This window comes from Psychrobacter sp. JCM 18902, from assembly GCF_904846615.1.
GTDB lineage: Bacteria > Pseudomonadota > Gammaproteobacteria > Pseudomonadales > Moraxellaceae > Psychrobacter.
The window spans coordinates 2,897,330-2,914,500 of sequence record NZ_CAJHBK010000001.1 but is presented as its reverse complement, the minus strand read 5'-3'; the positions used below and the strand labels follow the sequence as shown (position 1 = coordinate 2,914,500).

Below are 17,171 nucleotides of genomic sequence, written 5' to 3'. Positions count from 1 at the left end.
TGAATCTAAATTATATTGAACCGACTATATCTAAGTGCGCTAAAAATGAAATTAGTAAAATAAAGCTATTAAATAAAAATTTTGGCATCGTTTATTACTTGATGCCTTTGGTCAAATAAGCCAGCCCTTGGTTTATTTGACCCTTTTTTATAAGAGACGCAAAAATATTTTTGACATCATAAGAGGATTTGATGAACCACCATACTTTATTAAAAACCACTGCTAGCGCCAGTATGATTGCAGTGTTGCTGACGATAACGACTGGCTGTGTCACCGCACCTAGTTACAATGCTTACGGCGACCTTTACGAAGATGTTTATAAAGACAGTAAGGTCTACAAAAAGCACAAGAAGACCATCAACTCTATTGATAAAGAGCTTTATCAGCCTGCTATTGAGCAAAGAGCCGCTAATAAAGTCAGCAATATGGGTTATCAGGTCAAAGACGTCAAATACAAAAAAGGTGACAGTAAAATAAAAGTAAAAGCCAAACGCGGCAGTGAAGATTACAAAATCGAGCTTAGCTATCCGAGTTATAACGTGATTAAGATCAAAGAGGACTGATAGCAACCCTAAAAGTCTAATACCTCAATCACATCATAGGCAGGCATTTCATAAGGATGCGCCTGCTTTAACACCTCGATGACCTCTTTAATATCAGCATCAGCCACTACCATTTCTACCCGCCATTCCTCAACGGTTTCCAGTTGATTATGTGCTCCAATATTCGGATTACTGCCTGCCAGTGGCATAAACTGCCCTATTCCCTGCACTTGCCAACAGCACTGTTCATAATTGCCAATCGTCCCAGCGCCTGCCGAAAATAAAGCGGATTTTACCTGCTCTAATGCTGTATCTGGAATAAAAACGGTCAGTTTATACATGTGTTACTTCCTTCCAGTCTATTTAGAAAAACAGCCATCAACTATCAATCTTACTATTTTTTGGATAACGAAGGATGGTCCGTCCAAATGTAGCGTAATAACCACTCTTTTGCCTCGCCCGCATAATCAATGCCAATCCGTGGGCGCAGCGATACTGGCGGCTTGCAACCGTCTTCTTCTACCCATACAGCTGATGCTGGATAAATGGATTTGCCATACAAGTCACGGTCGATTTGTAAACGCTTGGTCAGCTTACCGGGGCCAGCGAACTGCTTGGGATGAATCAGTTGTTGATCTAAGCTCAATAATTGCTCATCTCGCAGGCGATCACTATCTTCTGCTAAAAACCCAGCGCGTATCAGCACTGACTCAGGGGAGTCGATAGCACCACTGATTAAATTGAGCATATGATGGACGCCATAAGTCAAATACACATAAAAAACACCACCTTGCTCATACATGATTTCAGTGCGCGGCGTTCGGCTGCCTGCATGTGAATGACAAGCGGGATCGCCCGCACCGATGTAAGCTTCGGTTTCTGAGATACGCATACGTAGTATTTTAGGCGTGCCATCCGTATCTAACAGCTTTCTACACAGCACTTTACCTATTAAGTCAGCAGCGACCACACAGGTTGGTCGAGTAAACCATGATGGCGCTAAAATAGTAGGCTGCGCCGTGGAAGTTTGAGACGTTGACATGAGTAATGACCTTTTATGCTTTTATATCATTGAATAATTAATAAGTTATCATAAAATTAAGAAAAGGTATGGCACACAGTGTTTAAGGAATGTTTAAACAAACCTTGCAAGGTCGATATAGCATTCAAAAAGATGATTTCTGCTGAATGAATAAGCATAAAAAAGGAAGAATGAGGTAACATTGGAATGAGGAATGAAACGTAAACTTAGACAAAAAGGAAGTCAAAAAATGAAAGGGATTACACGCTTCTCGAATAGCTTGATGGAAAAATATTTACCAGATCCATTTCTGTTCGTCATTATTTTAACCTTGGTTATTTTTGTGATGGGCTTAGGTTTAACCGACTCTTCACCGGTACAGATGGTGGCGTTTTGGGGTGAAGGCTTCTGGGCTTTGCTGGCATTCTCAATGCAAATGGTGTTGGTGCTAGTAACTGGTTTTGTATTAGCAAGCAGCCCCATATTCAAAAAAGGATTGGGTAAACTTGCCAGTTTCGCAAGCTCGCCAGGTAGTGCGATTATACTGGTCACCTTAGTATCGCTTGCAGCAAGCTGGATTAATTGGGGATTTGGCTTGGTCATTGGGGCATTATTTGCCAAAGAGCTGGCGAAGCGTGTCGAAAATGTCGATTACCGTTTATTGATTGCCAGCGCCTATTCTGGATTTATCATTTGGCATGCCGGATTCTCTGGGTCGATTCCATTATCCATTGCAACAGCAGGCCATCCCTTCGTTGATAAAATCGGTGTTATTCCAACAAGTGCGACCATCTTTGCTAGCTATAACCTAATTATCGTCGCAGCATTGGTTATTATCGTCCCTTTATTAAACCGTCTGATGATGCCAAAAAAAGAAGATACGATTACGGTAGATCCAAAACTTCTAGTAGATCCTATCCCTGAGGAGCTGCCAGCCAAATCGGATATGACACCAGCAGAGCGTTTAGAAAACAGCTGGATTTTATCAATGGTCATTGGCGTATTGGGCATCGCCTTTATCGTGTATTATTTCGCACAGAACGGTTTTGCTCTAACGCTCGACTTGGTTAACTTTATGTTCTTGTTTCTTGGTATTATATTTCACGGTACACCTCGCAAGTATTTGATTGCAGTTCAAGAAGCAGTTAAAGGTGCAGGCGCTATCATCGTCCAATTTCCTTTTTATGCAGGCATTATGGGAATGATGACAGCTTCGGGGTTGGCAGGTGTGATGTCAGAAGCATTTGTTAACGTTTCAACAGCGGAGACGCTACCACTTTTTGCTTTCCTCAGTGCAGGACTCGTCAACTTTTTCGTTCCTTCAGGTGGTGGACAATGGGCAGTACAAGCACCGATTATGTTAGAAGCCGCGGAAATGTTGGGTAGTGATCCGTCGCGAGTTGCTATGGCTGTGGCATGGGGTGATGCTTGGACAAATATGATTCAGCCATTTTGGGCATTACCAGCACTGGCGATCGCAGGTCTAAAAGCCAAAGATATCATGGGTTTTTGTGTCATCGTGCTGATTGTCAGTGGTGTTGTGATTGGTTTAGGACTCTTGTTTTTATAATAAATCCTATAACTCCAACCTTAACTATTTTAATAAAAAGGTTGTTCTTATCTTTAGATAATAATGAAGTAAATCAAATAGCAGTGGAGCTATTCAGAATAGCCATATTTGATAATAACGACTACCTTTAGGTCAAAGCCTTTATATTATTAGTCGTAAGATGAACACGAAGATTAATTTAAAATCACAAAAAAACTGAGCACATGGCTCAGTTTTTTTTACGCTAAAGATTGACCTGCAGTGCAGTGCCAATCAAACATCTAGCTTAATGGCACACCAATACGGTTAGCCACTTCTTCATAAGCTTCAATGACATCGCCTAATGATTGACGGAAGCGGTCTTTGTCCAGCTTCTTCTTAGTCGTCTTATCCCAAATACGGCAGCCATCTGGTGAGAATTCATCCCCTAAGACGATACGGTCATGGAACACACCAAATTCTAGTTTGAAATCAACTAGTATCAAATCACCTGCTTCGAATAACGCCTTTAACACTTCATTTACTTGATGAGTCAGCTCTTCCATTCTTGCAAGTTGTGCTTCGGTTGCCCAGCCAAGAGACACAGCAAGTGACTCATTGACCATTGGATCACCCAGCGCATCATCTTTATAAAACAATTCATAAGTAGGCGGCGTCAATGCTTGCCCTTCTTCTAAGCCCAAACGACGAACCAAGCTGCCCGCAGCAAAGTTACGCACCACGCACTCAACTGGAATCATCTCTAAACGCTTGACCAATACTTCATCTTCAGACAATTGCTTCTCAAAATGCGTTTCGATACCAGCATCAGCCAGTTTTTGCATGATGAAAGCGTTAAAACGATTATTAACGACACCTTTGCGTGCTAATTGCTCAATACGCTTGCCATCAAGCGCTGAAGTATCATCACGGAAATGTAGAATCAAAAGATCATTATCTTCAGTTTCATAGACAGATTTGGCTTTGCCTTTATACAGCAGTTGTTGCTTTTGCATTATGGGAGTTCCTGTTCGTTCAAGCTTATGTGGTAAAAACGCGCAGCGACCGCTGATTTTTGTATGACAGAATGAATAATATTTACATTAATCACTGTAAAATGTCAGCGGTATAAATAAGGAAATAGCTTTAATTCGAAAGACTACTGACAGCGCGCTCAGGCTTCGGTAGCTGGTACTGATTACCTGATTCGTTCTGTAATTTCAGCGTATTTGCACCAGCATTAGGAGTTGCATACAAAGGTACAAAAGGAGCTGGTTCTTTGTTAGCAGGCAGCTCTATTGGCACAAGCTTTTTGCTTTGCTGATATTCTAAGCTACCATTGTCACGCTTACCAAGTAAGTTTTTAGCACTTTGGCAACCGCTCAATACTAAGGTGCTTCCCAATATTAAGGTCAGCAGCGCAGGGAATATTTTTGCAGTCGGTGATGATGTTTTCATCATATTATCTCTCTGAGTTAGCATTTACACGCATCATTTTATAATAAGTTCGCACGCACCAAGGCTTCATCAATAGTGGCATGATGTTGTTCAGCCAACCATACCAAAGGCAGACGAATACCAGTATCTATCATACCCATTTTATGAAGCGCATATTTTGCTGGGATAGGACTTGACTCAATAAACAAGTCACGGTGTAAATGCTTGACCACATCATGTGCTTTATGAGCCGCGTCAAAATCACCACGAAGCGCCGCTGTAAAAGTCTCGCTCATCGCTTTCGGGGCGACGTTGGCAGTGACTGAGATATTACCTTTACCACCAAATGTCATCAAATCAAGCGCCGTACTGTCATCGCCAGATAGCACGACGATTCTATCGCCAACGGCTTTGATCAATTGCTCACCGCGAGCGATAGAGCCTGTGGCATCTTTAATCGCGACGATATTATCGATATCAGCCAGACGTTCTACGGTCTCTTGTGCAATATCAACGACCGTACGTCCTGGCACATTGTAAAGCATCTGCGGGATATTTACCGCGCGCGCGATAGCCTTATAATGTTGGTATAAGCCTTCTTGTGGCGGCTTGTTATAATAAGGCGCAACCAATAACGCACAATCTGCACCAGCGTCGGCAGCATCTTGGGTCAGCTTAATAGCTTCCATCGTATTATTGGCACCTGTTCCAGCAATCACTGGTACACGACCTTTGACATGCTGAACAAAGTAGCGAATGACATCGCTGTGCTCTTGCATAGATAATGTCGCTGACTCGCCAGTAGTACCAACGGCAACGAGACAATGCGTGCCTTGCTCAATCTGCCAATCTATGAGATCCGCCAGACGTTTATAATCGACCGTGCCGTCAGGATGCATGGGCGTTACCAAGGCTACCATTGAGCCTTGTAGTCGGGTTTTGATCTCGTCGTATGCTGTGCTCATAACCGTGCCTTACTGTATTATCCTAGCTTTTTTCAAAGCTGTCACATGATAGGTCGTTGGCAAGTGTCAATGATTATGTCTACGCCTGTACTCATATTGTGTACATTCATAGGCAACATTGGCAATATCTTGCTTGATATTAATGCTGAGTATTTTTTATTATCAATCTTTTTCTATGATAAAAGCGTTCGCAATATAGATGCTAAAAATCGTCTTAGCCTTATTTTTACCAATGACCGACAACGCTTATTTAGTACTAAAAATAGAATAATAAAAACGCCTGCTAGTGTAGCATATTTTGATTTGACCGCTATCAATCAATTAACGTTCAATCAATTGAATTGCTGACATGCCATTACAACCTACAAACCAACAGCCTTATTATTCAACTCTCAGTTTAGCGCAATGAATCAGCGCTGATAAGTCTTTTGAGTCATGTTAACGAATCGTCAACACATCGATAGTGGGGCGATACAAGCGAAAAGGCAGCCCTCGTGTACCGATACCGCTACTGACAAATATCTGCGCACTGCCATGTTGGTATAAACCCCGCTGCTTGCCCATGCGGCTATTATTCAACAGGGTTGACTGCTCGCTACTACGTGCGATATTTTTTTGTTTTTGTGCCAACCATATATTTTTTTGAATCGCCTTTGCCGCACCAGTAATCAATAGTGGTCGTGGCTGTAAGGATTTTGGCAAATCGCTAATACTATCAAATCGTGAAGCCAATATGATGACGGGCTTCGTGGTATTAGCAATTTCAGCACCAAGTGCGGCTTTATCAGACGCATTTGCTTCTTCAATATCAGCAAACTGTTTAGGAACATCTTGCCAGCCGCAAAGCACGGCGACGGTTGGGCTATTTTCCAAATTTTGCTGTCTAAAACCCTCTTTATTATTTTTAGAATAGCTCGCACTGGGCATTACTGGAAGCGCATTAGTAGCCCCAGTACATTTAAGTGGCAGCGAGGTACACTGTTGACCAATATAGCTGATATCAAGCACATCAAAGGCACTAGACAACGTATCTTCTAATAGCGGCTGTCCTTGCTTAGTCGTATTAATCGATTGATAACGCAAGTCTGAGGTACTCATCACTGTATAAATAGGCTTATTAACCCCTTTAAACAACATGAGCTGACCCACTAAATCAGCACTTGGGTAATACAACCAGTCGCCCGTAATCAGCACCGCATCTGCTGGTAACGCATTGATGGTAGCAACCAGTTTACGAATATGACGCGGCTTGCCGCTATACAAGCCTATGCGTAAATCAGCCAATACGGCAACCGTCAGCGGTGTGGATAAATCTAAGTCGATTGCATGATGATCTAAACGTAAACGATTGGGTTGTATCACCACGGTATAAAAATAGAACCCCATTGCAAATACGGCCACTAGCACGAGTGGCAGTGATAGCTGCGCTAGTATCGGCAGCATGTCTTGCGACCAACCTATCACCAACAGCAAAGCCCAAACGGGCATAGTATAGGCAGCATAATATAGTGCCAATTTAAACCAAATACGCATAAAACGTTTGGTAGGATTGGCATTGAACGTTTGTAATCCTGACCACAGTATAATATACGCAAGCAATACTGCTGTCGTAGAGATACTTAGGATATAAAGAGCATGGTCAGTCATAATTACCTGATGGTTACGAGAGAGTATGAGCCTAGCAACTGGCTTACCCTATATTAGAACGTATAGAGCGATAAATAAATCGCTCCATGAATAAGTTAGTGACAGTGTTAGATTATTTTAAGTCATGGTTAAAAAATCAGCCATTATAGGGGTCGAGCTCTATCATAGACAAGTAGAATTATTGACGCGCATGTTATGCCATGCTCAATTGCTGCCCCGACTACCCATTACCCCTACCAAGCTATCAAAGCTATCAAGGCTTACTCAATACGTAAACCAATAATCGCGGGAATACCTTGGCGGATAATTTCAATGGTCACTACGCCTTTTTTGGGCAATGATGAAATCGCGCTTGAAAAATCCGTGACCTTTTTAATCGGCTTTTGGTGAAAATTGGTAATCACATCACCTGCCAACAGACCTGAACGCGCCGCCAATCCCGTTGGATCAACTGTGGTGACCAAAATACCCGTCTTATTGTCCACTGCGATTTCTGCTTGCTCATCAGCGGTCAAGTTACGTAAACGCAAGCCTAACTGCACCTCATCATTCTGCTGATCGCCGCCTTGTGCTCTCACATCATTGGGCGCATAAGTAAGTTTGCCGCTGATGGTCATCTGCTTACCGTTACGCTGAATCTGTGCGCGGAAGCTATCGCTCGGTTTGGCACGATTGAGCAAGTTTAATAAATCTGAGGCGCGCATAATTTGCACTTCATTATATTGCAAAATGATATCGCCAGGTTTTAGACCAGCTTTTTGTGCAGGTGAGTCTGGTGATACTCTTGTCAGTAGTGCACCTTGAGGACGATCTAGGTTATAAGCTTCTGCTAAATTGCGATCGATGTCTTGCGGGTAAATACCTAAATAAGCACGCACCACTTCGCCATCGGTTTTTAGCTGCTCGTAAATATCCATCGCCGCATCAATCGGAATGGAAAACGACAGACCCATGTAACCACCTGTACCACTAAAGATACGCGAATTAATACCAATCACTTCACCGCGCTGATTAAATAGTGGACCGCCTGAGTTACCCGGGTTCAATGCCACGTCTGTTTGGATAAATGGCACGCTGGTATCGCGTGAAAAACTGCGTGATTTAGCACTGACAATGCCCGCCGATGCTGAGTAATCAAAACCAAATGGCGAACCAATGGCTAGTACTGGCTCCCCCACTTTCAGAGCATTAGAGTCGCCAATAGGCAAAGCAGGAAATTGGTTGCCCGAAACTTTTAGTACAGCCACATCAGAGCGCTCATCACTACCAACCAAGGTTGCATCAAGCTCCGTTCTATCATTAAGAGTGACAGTGATTTTATCAGCGCCCTCCACCACATGATGGTTGGTCAGCATATAACCATCGGCTGTGACAAAAAAGGCCGTGCCATAAGCATGCTCAATTGCTGGCGTGGCAGTCTGATCAGGAATACGTAAACGATCACCAAAGAACTGCCGCAACAATTCGGCTGTTTGGGCTTGGGCAAGCTCAGCCTCGCTGACGGTCTTGGTGACATTTACGCGGGCAACGGCTGGGGTAACTTGCTGTACTAAGTCAGAAAAATCCGCCGTGGTGACGACAGCTTGGGCGCTTGCCATGGCTGTTGCAGTGACGCCAGTAACCATCGAGGTACTGACAGCAAGCACCAGCGCACTACGTTTTAACCAATGCGGCACATAAAATTTAAATTGCGCTATAAGCATATTGATAGGCATGTTGTCCTCCATATAAGTAATCGTTGTTATTTTTAGTGGTTATGTTTAGGCTACTATCGCTAGTGACGTGTATACGATGTTTTAATTTTAACCAAATCCGTATATGACAAACGTTGCATCGGCACTTAATGTTATGGCGGCCAACCTTTTTAGTCGCTATCTAGTCGTTTATTAGGTTACTGTTTTTTATACCCTTATGCCATCAACCATTCGCCTTTCCTTATATAAACACCCCAAAACAATGATAATCCTCGCTAGGTGCATGATAAAGACGGCTACTGTATGATAAGTCATCGTGCTATTTTGTCATTATTCCGATCATGTAGGATAACCCAAGGCGCAATTATTTGACCCAGTTATTGTATATTTTTACCGCTGCCTACTGATATTGTGCTAGATACGGCCTTGCTCAGCATGAAATAAAAGCATGTTATGATAGCAAGCCAAATAAATTTTTAAGCAAACTAAAGTCTATAATTAATCGTTATTGACTATTGTTTTATAAAGCTGGCTATTATCACCCTTATTTTTCATCTTTTGCATCACTAGAATAATGAGATGGTCGATTCAAGATAAATGGATAAAAAAAGTCGCGTGACAGTACTATCAATAATAGACTGAGCGAGCTTGATGCCATATACGATTTATATAAGATTGACGATTTTTTCTAGCAATGCTTTTGTCTTTACTACTCTATAGTAGTTATATCATATCTGGCTCATGTGGTGATTCATGATGGATACCATTGTCGTCGCTTACGTTTCATAGAGATGTGTCTCTATAGCGAGTAGCGTCAACTTATTACTATACTACTGGCAGCCGCAACTCTAAAAAAGCGGTTGATAGCTATAAAATACGACAAGATTATAAAAGGATCAATTTATGGATACCGCCCTATTATTATCTGGCGTGGTTGGGATTGGCATTGCTGCCCAATGGTTGGCTTGGTATTTAAAGCAACCGTCCATTTTATTTTTATTACTGATTGGCATTATCGTGGGCCCAGTGCTGGGAGTCTTCGATCCTGACTTGGTGCTGGGGGAGCTGATGTTCCCCTTCATCTCTTTGGGCGTGGCGATTATCCTATTTGAAGGCTCGCTGACGTTAGAGTTTGACGAGATTAAACAGCATGGCACCGTAGTGCAAATGCTGGTGTCGGTCGGTGTACTTATCACCATTGCTATCGTGGCGTTATCGACTTATCTCTTATTCGATGTCGATCCACTGATTGCTTTGCTGTTCGGTGCGCTCGTGTGCGTCACGGGTCCAACGGTGATTATGCCGTTATTACGTAGTGTGCGTCCCAATAAGACGATCTCTAATATCCTCAAATGGGAGGGTATCATCATTGACCCAATCGGCGCTATTGCCGTGGTTTTGGTTTATGAATACATCATCTCAGGCGGCGAAGCCAGCAGTATCTTATTGTTTGCCAAAATCGTGGTATTAGCGACAGCGATGGGTATGGCAGGCGCTTGGCTGCTTGCGTTCTTGATGCGTCGGCATATGATTCCTGAATTTTTACGCAATGTCTTTACGCTCGCCTTTGTCTTGGTGTTATTTTCAGTATCGAACCATTTAGAGCATGAATCTGGGCTATTGACAGTCACCGTACTGGGCGTGGCATTGGCGAATTGGCCAAAATTCCCACGCGATACGATTTTAGAGTTCAATGAATCTTTAACCATCCTTCTTATCTCTGTGTTGTTTATTATCCTTGCAGCACGTGTAGAGCTGGAAAGCTTACTTAGCGTTGGTTTCGCAGGTCTGGTGTTACTTGCTATCGTCATGTTTGTGGCGCGACCCTTATCCGTTTGGGCATCGTCTATTGGCTCAAACTTAAAGACCAATGAAAAGCTGATGATTAGTTGGATTGGGCCACGTGGTATCGTCGCTGCAGCCATCTCATCACTGTTTGCTATTCGTCTGCAAGAGTATGATATTCAAGGTGTTGAGCTGCTTGTGCCCTTAGTATTCATGGTCATTATTGGCACGGTTATGATTCAGGGCTTGGGGGCAAAAATAGTCGGCAACTTGCTGGGTGTCCGTGAGCCTGAGACCAATGGCATTCTTATCGTTGGCTCAAATCCCATTGCGCTTTTGGTGGCAACTTCTCTAAAAGATCAGGGCTTTGATGTCATCGTCGCACACAACAACTATACCAATATTGCCCGCGCACGCATGAGCGGTCTGCGTACTTATTTTGGCAATCCTATCTCTGATCATGCCGATCATCATCTTGACCTGATCGGTATCGGTCGTCTGTTTGCCATGAGTATGGACAAAGAGATGAATACCTTATCTGAGATTCATTATCGTCATGAATTTGGTGAGCGCAAATTGTACCGTCTCAAGTTCAGCGACGAAAAGGTCAAAAGCGAGCGCGATGATAAGCAAGGCAACTTCCACTCGCAGTGGCTGTTTGGCAAAGACGTCACCTATACCAAACTTGCCAGCATGCTGTCGAAAAAAGCCCGTATCAAGATTACCAACATCACCGACAGCTACAGCTTTGAGCAATACAAAGCCGACAATAAGCAATTCGTGCCGCTGTATACAATCGACAAAGAAGGCAAGCTGCACGTCATTACCGATAAGTTTGATGGCATCGTGCCACGCGATCGCAAACTCATCTCACTGGTAGTGGAAGATGAAGTACAGCCAAAACCTGTCGATGTGACACCTAAACAAGAGCAGGCGCGACTGGCAGCTGATGCTAACTTTGAGTCCAGCTCAAAAGCGCCTGAAAAGCGTAAAGAAAAAGAGCTGAGCGATGATAATGTTGATGCAACAGAACAATCCACTGCCACTGATAGCGACAGCGCTAAAGAAATAATCGCTGAGCAGGCAATCACTGAGCAGAAAGTCGCTGAGCAAAATGCAGATAACGAGGTATCAAACCATTCGAGCAGCAGTGCTGGAACTAAAACCACGCCAGACACCTTGAATGACAAAGTAATAACGTCAAAAGATGAGTCTATTGACGTCGTTAATAAAGACGTCATGTCAGCCAACTCGACAGCGACTTCGAAGGCAATGCCTAAAAATAAAGTGTCTAACAGCAGCAGTACGAATGGTAATGGCAACGCACCTAAAACCAAGAAGGGCGCGCTTGATCCAAATCGTTTACCCGATTCTGGTCAAGATAATACAACCAATGCCAGCTCTGATGGCGATATTACTAAAGGTGATATCACTAAAGACAACATCAACAAAGGCAATGTTCAAGAAATTTCAAATAATAAAGCGGTGAATAAACAGGATAAATGATCATTGCCACAGCTTTGTTTTAACACAGTTTTGATAATATCTTGATGACTGTTTTGATACTTTATAGAATATAACAGTTTATAAAACACAAAAGCCCCAACGCAATGTTGGGGCTTTTTATTTGGCTAGGTGATGGCTTTATAAAATCCGTTACGAAACATCAACTCTGCCTTGTACCGCCTGCCATACTCGCGCGCTCACCTCATCGGCGCTGCCTGATGCGTCAATGCGCTGTATCCGTTCGGGGTGCTGAGTCGCCAGCGTGTTAAAGCCTTTATGCACCCAAGTAAAAAACTCGGTCGCTTGCTGCTCAAATCTATCAGCGGTGCTACGTTTATTAGCGCGTGCCATGCCTTCTAATACGGGCAAATCCAGCCACAATGTCAGCTCAGGTAGTTGCGGCACAAACTGCTCGATAAGTGATTCAATTTTGGCTCGTACCACCGCATCGCCATGTGCGCGCCCAAAGCCTTGATAAGCAATAGTAGAATCGGTAAAACGATCACATATTACCCACGTCCCACGTTGTAGCGCTGGCAGAATCACTTGCTGCATATGATCGCAGCGCGCCGCAAATAGTAGCAATAGCTCTGTATCATCATTGATGTCGGTCGCAGGGTCCAATAATATAGCGCGCAAACGTTCTGCAAACGGGCTACCACCCGGCTCACGGGTACGCAGATACGCAATATTGTTATCGTCTAAGCGTGTGCACAGCTGCTCAATGGCAGTCGTTTTGCCTACGCCCTCAGTACCTTCAAAACTGATAAAGCGCCCTTGATTGAGTGCGATATCACTGATGTCATTGCTTGCTTTGGGCTGACTTGCTTTGGGCTGACTTGCTTTGGGCTGACTTGCTTTGGGCTGACTTGCTTTGGGCTGACTTGCTTTGGGCTGACTTGTTTTGGGCTGACTTGCTTGCGACTGGACTGTTTGAGATACGTGGTCTTGTATAGATGCTGACATGATATGACCTTATGTCATTGATGAGCGTTATGTAGACAGTTGCATAACGCTCAGTTCACGATAGGTTTTGAAAGAAGATAGAGGATTGAATTACTGCGGCGGGGTTTGTAATTTTTTCTCACGCATGACGCCGAGATATTCTTTTACCGCTTGATTGTGCGCCGCCAAGCTATTAGTAAATTTGTGCCCGCCATTACCCGTCGCTACAAAGTACAATGCATCACTATCTGCTGGGTGCAAGGTCGCTTCGATAGAGGCGGACGATGGTAGCGCGATAGGTGTTGGCGGTAGGCCATCAATTTGATAGGTGTTATAAGACGTTTTTTCATCAATGTCTTTGCGGCGAATGTTGCCTTCATAGCGACTGCCCATACCATAGATGATGGTCGGATCGGTCTGCATTCGCATGCCTTTATCTAAACGATTTCTAAACACCGCAGAGACCAAAGGACGCTCTTCTGCCACACTGGTTTCTTTTTCGATAATAGAGGCCATCACTAACGCCTCATAAGGCGTCTTATAAGGCAAATTGGGCGCACGATTTTCCCACGCTTCAGTCAATACTTGCTGTTGACGCTTATATAAATCGGTCAGTACCTGCTTATCAGTGCTGCCTTCCCCATAATAATAAGTATCAGGGGCAAACCAACCTTCAAGATTGTGATTGACGATAGGGTCGTTACTATTGATCACTTCATTTGGCAATATACCGACCAAATCCAACGCTTGAGCAATACCAGCATTGTCTCTATCATTGCCACTATCGTCGGTCAGCACCTCTTTTTTGATGCCTTTATTATCCCGTAACGTCTGATATAAATCTTTAGAGGTTTTGCCTTCGATGATTTGCACCTTTACCATCGATGCTTTTACCCCTTGCCCAAGTATATGTAGCGTTTCAGCAAAGGTAGGGTTTTCTGGTAATTGATAAATACCAGCATGTAAGAGGCCATCGACTTGTGTTTTCATATAGAGCTTGGCAATCGTGGCAGAAAACAGCGGGATTTGCTGTTGCCACTGCGGCAGTAAGCCATAATAGCTCTGACCCTGCTCAATAGTGACCATTTGCTTTGGCTGCTCAATCCGCCCAAACAATGTCTGATAGACCATCACTAAGAAAAACGCAGCGATAAGCCCCAGCACTAGCAACACTTGATAACCACGCTGCATAAAGAACGATTGATTATCCGCTTTATATTCGCGTGGCTTAGCCGCTCCACTGATGAGTGACACATCTGTCGCTGGCGTTTCCTCTACCCCATCGACTGCTGGTTGCGCGTCAGGTAGTGTGGTATCGACACGCTCCTCAACACTGCTATCTGGTTTATTCGATGGCGTTTCATTAGGACGTTCAGGAGGCGTTTCAGATGTAGGCTTGCTCATGGCAACTCGCGAGGCAGAAGTTTGCTAGAATTTAGCACTGAACCGTGCGATTTTCAATGGTATTTGCTTAGCTTATCAATTATCTTGGTATTTACGCCTGCTGATATGGGCTAATATTTCTACCTTCTTTTGGCGTTTTTCCTTTTCTTTAATAACGAAAACTGGTTATGAACCTACATTTTAATCAAAACCTTGCCAAAAATTACAAGTCGCCTAGTCAAATTATTAGAGTACTCAGTGAAGATTGGGTTGCTAAGCAAAGTTACTGCCCTAATTGCGATGCTGAACCATTGGCGGAATTTACTAACAATCAGCCTGTCGCTGACTTTTATTGTGCAAATTGTAATGAGCAATATGAGCTAAAAAGTAAGCAAGCAAAGTTAAGCAATATTATCAATGACGGTGCTTATGACACCATGATTGAGCGTATCAGTAGCGACAATAATCCTAACTTTTTCTTTTTAACCTATTCTCAAGAATATAGCGTTAACAACTTCCTGATTATTCCTAAGCATTTTTTTAAGCCTGATATGATTATCAAACGTAAGCCTTTATCAGTCACTGCTAAACGTGCCGGTTGGGTTGGTTGCAATATTGATTTGCGACAAGTGCCCGAATCAGGCAAAGTATTTTTGGTTAAAAACCAGCAAGTCATACCACGCGATAATGTCACCGAGCAATTTCAAAAAACCTTGTTTTTACGCGAGCAATCTACAGCTTCGCGTGGTTGGACACTGGATGTTTGGCAATGTATTGATAGACTAGAAGACAGCTTTTCTCTCAATCAGGTTTATGCTTTTGCTAATGAATTACAGCGTAAACATCCTGAAAATAATCACATTAAAGATAAAATCCGTCAGCAATTGCAAGTGTTGCGTGATAAAGGCATTATTGAGTTTTTGGGTCGTGGGCGTTATTGCAAATTATATTAGACGCTTTTCACTATAACGTTCAGCTCTAGGTTGCCCTTTTTAAATACGATTCAATCGCTTAAAAACCCACCACCTCACCCGATAATAACGTCAGGCTACTCATTGGCATGACACCGCGCAGTGCATTACAAAAGAACAGCTGGCTTAACTGTGGCAAATCCTCATCTTTCAATGATCTGATAATGACGGGATGTTTGCTAGTCAATAACGCATCGATAAGCACTTGTCGCATCACGCCAGCGACGCCCGCTTGCGCCATCGAAGGTGTATACCATTGACCTTGGTCTAAATAATTCGGATCATTTTTATTAATGTCTAAATGGCTTGCGGATTTTGAGGATTGCTGCTCTGATAATTGATAAAACACATTGCTCATCGTACCTTCAACCCAACAACCACTCATATCTCGTAGCAGCCCCTCACTGATGCTTGGTTTAATATTGTCTTCTAATACTTTGGCTTTGATAGCTTGCAGCTCACCACTTGCCAGCACATTGTCGAGGCGATTGAGGCTTTTGAGTCCGGCTAATGGTGGCGGTAAGCAAGCAAGCTGCGAAGATAGGCAAATGGCAGAACTGATAGGCTGCATCGGGATTAAGCATCCATCAGGCAAGCGTAATTGCTCAGTCGTAGTGACGGTCATCACAGAGGATTTTAGCCAAATCTCACAAGCGCTACCAGATGTGGTTGGCACATAGCCATAACCACGGACATCTTGCACGGCACGAGTCACCATCAGTTTCAGCATGCCTTGCTGTAGTTGCTCGGCATGCGTCTGCAATAAAGCCATGACAGAATGACTGTCTAATTCAAGTTGTAAAGCTTCAGCATGGGAAACAAGGCGCTGCTGATGATGAGCCAACCACAGTATCTGCCCATCGATGACCCCCATCGTGGTAAAAAATCCATCGCCATATGCCAACCCACGATTGTCCAGCGATAATGTGTCTGAGATATCCGTCGTAGCACTTGATGGATGTATGCATAGCCAATTATTGAGCGGCATGATAGCTAGCACAGCTCACTTCTTATCTGTTTGGGCAGCAGATTTATTGATGACCAGCATACAACTGTAGAACTCACATTTTGCCAGCTCTATTTTTTGACCACCGATGACTTTATTTTTGATAATTTGACCATTAAGCATATCAGAAATCAGTTGTCCGCCCTCATCACCCATCAGTTGGCGGGCAAGCTTATGCGCTTTTTCGGCATGGTTTTGGCTTATCTCTTTTTCTTTATCAGAGTCAGTAGGATTGGCAAAGTACCAGCCCAGTTCGAGATACTTTTCAGAATCAATCAGATCCAAATACGGCGCATCGGTATCCATAAAGCGATATTTGGCGGCTGGATTACTGGCATAGTCGAGGCTGTTCTCGTCAGTGCTCATGACCTTGCCAAAAGTCGCTTTGATCTCATCTAAATTATCGACGTTCAGTGACGCTACATTTTTAGTGCCCCATCCCGCAACGTCATATTTCACTTGTGTACCTTGCTGAGCAGTAGCGCCGTCTAAATCGGCGTTCGGCGCAGCATTGTCCTGTACTAGCGCATCGTCAGCGACGGTTTGCTCGCTCATATCGGCATCTTGGTTTTGGGCGTCGTCTTTGCTGCTATCACAGCCACTGAGCGACACGCCGACTGCCATTATCGTACCGACCAAGAGGGTCTGTAGGCTATTATTCCACATGGGCAATTTACTCACACTTTTAGATGATTCTCAAAATAGTATTAACGAGCAGGCAGATAGGCCGCTGATAATGGA

General features: G+C 43.6%; 15 protein-coding genes. 4 read left to right on the top strand and 11 right to left on the bottom strand.

From position 1 onward, the window contains the following. Nucleotides 1-191: 191 nt before the first annotated feature. Nucleotides 192-563, top strand: a complete 372-nt coding sequence (locus tag JMY05_RS12065; protein ID WP_045443233.1) for a hypothetical protein — start codon at nt 192-194, stop codon at nt 561-563. Between the two features lie 8 nt (nt 564-571). Here JMY05_RS12065 and JMY05_RS12060 read toward each other — a convergent pair whose 3' ends face one another. Further along, a complete protein-coding gene (locus JMY05_RS12060) occupies nt 572-883 on the bottom strand; it encodes an NGG1p interacting factor NIF3 (RefSeq protein ID WP_201615216.1) in 312 nt (103 codons plus the stop codon). A 53-nt stretch (nt 884-936) separates the two neighbouring features. Beyond that, on the bottom strand, nt 937-1,584 hold the full coding sequence (locus JMY05_RS12055) for a DNA-3-methyladenine glycosylase (protein WP_201615215.1): 648 nt from the start codon (nt 1,582-1,584) through the stop codon (nt 937-939). A 229-nt stretch (nt 1,585-1,813) separates the two neighbouring features. Between JMY05_RS12055 and JMY05_RS12050 the strand changes: the two genes are divergently transcribed. Continuing rightward, the gene (locus tag JMY05_RS12050) at nt 1,814-3,133 is read left to right on the top strand and encodes a short-chain fatty acid transporter (RefSeq protein WP_198332269.1); all 1,320 of its coding nucleotides are present in this window, start codon (nt 1,814-1,816) and stop codon (nt 3,131-3,133) included. Nucleotides 3,134-3,393: 260 nt separating this feature from the next. Here JMY05_RS12050 and purC read toward each other — a convergent pair whose 3' ends face one another. From purC to JMY05_RS12025, 5 genes are all read right to left on the bottom strand, one after another. Continuing rightward, on the bottom strand, nt 3,394-4,107 hold the full coding sequence (purC, locus tag JMY05_RS12045; protein WP_045443231.1) for a phosphoribosylaminoimidazolesuccinocarboxamide synthase: 714 nt from the start codon (nt 4,105-4,107) through the stop codon (nt 3,394-3,396). Nucleotides 4,108-4,237: 130 nt separating this feature from the next. Continuing rightward, a complete protein-coding gene (locus JMY05_RS12040; protein ID WP_227678182.1) occupies nt 4,238-4,552 on the bottom strand; it encodes a hypothetical protein in 315 nt (104 codons plus the stop codon). A gap of 35 nt (nt 4,553-4,587) precedes the next feature. Next, a complete protein-coding gene (gene dapA / locus JMY05_RS12035; RefSeq protein WP_045443218.1) occupies nt 4,588-5,493 on the bottom strand; it encodes a 4-hydroxy-tetrahydrodipicolinate synthase in 906 nt (301 codons plus the stop codon). Between the two features lie 438 nt (nt 5,494-5,931). Further along, nucleotides 5,932-7,140, bottom strand: a complete 1,209-nt coding sequence (locus JMY05_RS12030; protein WP_045443211.1) for a hypothetical protein — start codon at nt 7,138-7,140, stop codon at nt 5,932-5,934. Between the two features lie 260 nt (nt 7,141-7,400). Then, nucleotides 7,401-8,765, bottom strand: a complete 1,365-nt coding sequence (locus JMY05_RS12025) for a Do family serine endopeptidase (RefSeq protein ID WP_413786589.1) — start codon at nt 8,763-8,765, stop codon at nt 7,401-7,403. Between the two features lie 972 nt (nt 8,766-9,737). Between JMY05_RS12025 and JMY05_RS12020 the strand changes: the two genes are divergently transcribed. Then, complete coding sequence (locus JMY05_RS12020) at nt 9,738-12,125, top strand: cation:proton antiporter (RefSeq protein ID WP_227678181.1); 2,388 nt, start codon at nt 9,738-9,740, stop codon at nt 12,123-12,125. Nucleotides 12,126-12,275: 150 nt separating this feature from the next. Here JMY05_RS12020 and tmk read toward each other — a convergent pair whose 3' ends face one another. Next, on the bottom strand, nt 12,276-12,917 hold the full coding sequence (gene tmk, locus JMY05_RS12015; RefSeq protein ID WP_045443762.1) for a dTMP kinase: 642 nt from the start codon (nt 12,915-12,917) through the stop codon (nt 12,276-12,278). 264 nt (nt 12,918-13,181) lie between these two features. Next, the gene (gene mltG / locus JMY05_RS12010; RefSeq protein ID WP_201615214.1) at nt 13,182-14,474 is read right to left on the bottom strand and encodes an endolytic transglycosylase MltG; all 1,293 of its coding nucleotides are present in this window, start codon (nt 14,472-14,474) and stop codon (nt 13,182-13,184) included. A gap of 167 nt (nt 14,475-14,641) precedes the next feature. Here mltG and JMY05_RS12005 point away from each other — a divergent pair, with 167 nt between their 5' ends. Further along, nucleotides 14,642-15,406, top strand: coding sequence for a DpnI domain-containing protein (locus tag JMY05_RS12005; RefSeq protein ID WP_045443205.1), 765 nt, complete (start codon nt 14,642-14,644; stop codon nt 15,404-15,406). A 58-nt stretch (nt 15,407-15,464) separates the two neighbouring features. Here the strand turns inward: JMY05_RS12005 and JMY05_RS12000 are convergent, their stop codons facing one another. Together JMY05_RS12000 and JMY05_RS11995 are read right to left on the bottom strand one after the other, a co-directional pair. Beyond that, entirely contained in the window at nt 15,465-16,424 is a 960-nt protein-coding gene (locus JMY05_RS12000; RefSeq protein WP_227678180.1) for an aminotransferase class IV, read from the bottom strand. A 3-nt stretch (nt 16,425-16,427) separates the two neighbouring features. Beyond that, on the bottom strand, nt 16,428-17,096 hold the full coding sequence (locus tag JMY05_RS11995; RefSeq protein ID WP_045452725.1) for a hypothetical protein: 669 nt from the start codon (nt 17,094-17,096) through the stop codon (nt 16,428-16,430). Nucleotides 17,097-17,171 lie beyond the last annotated feature (75 nt).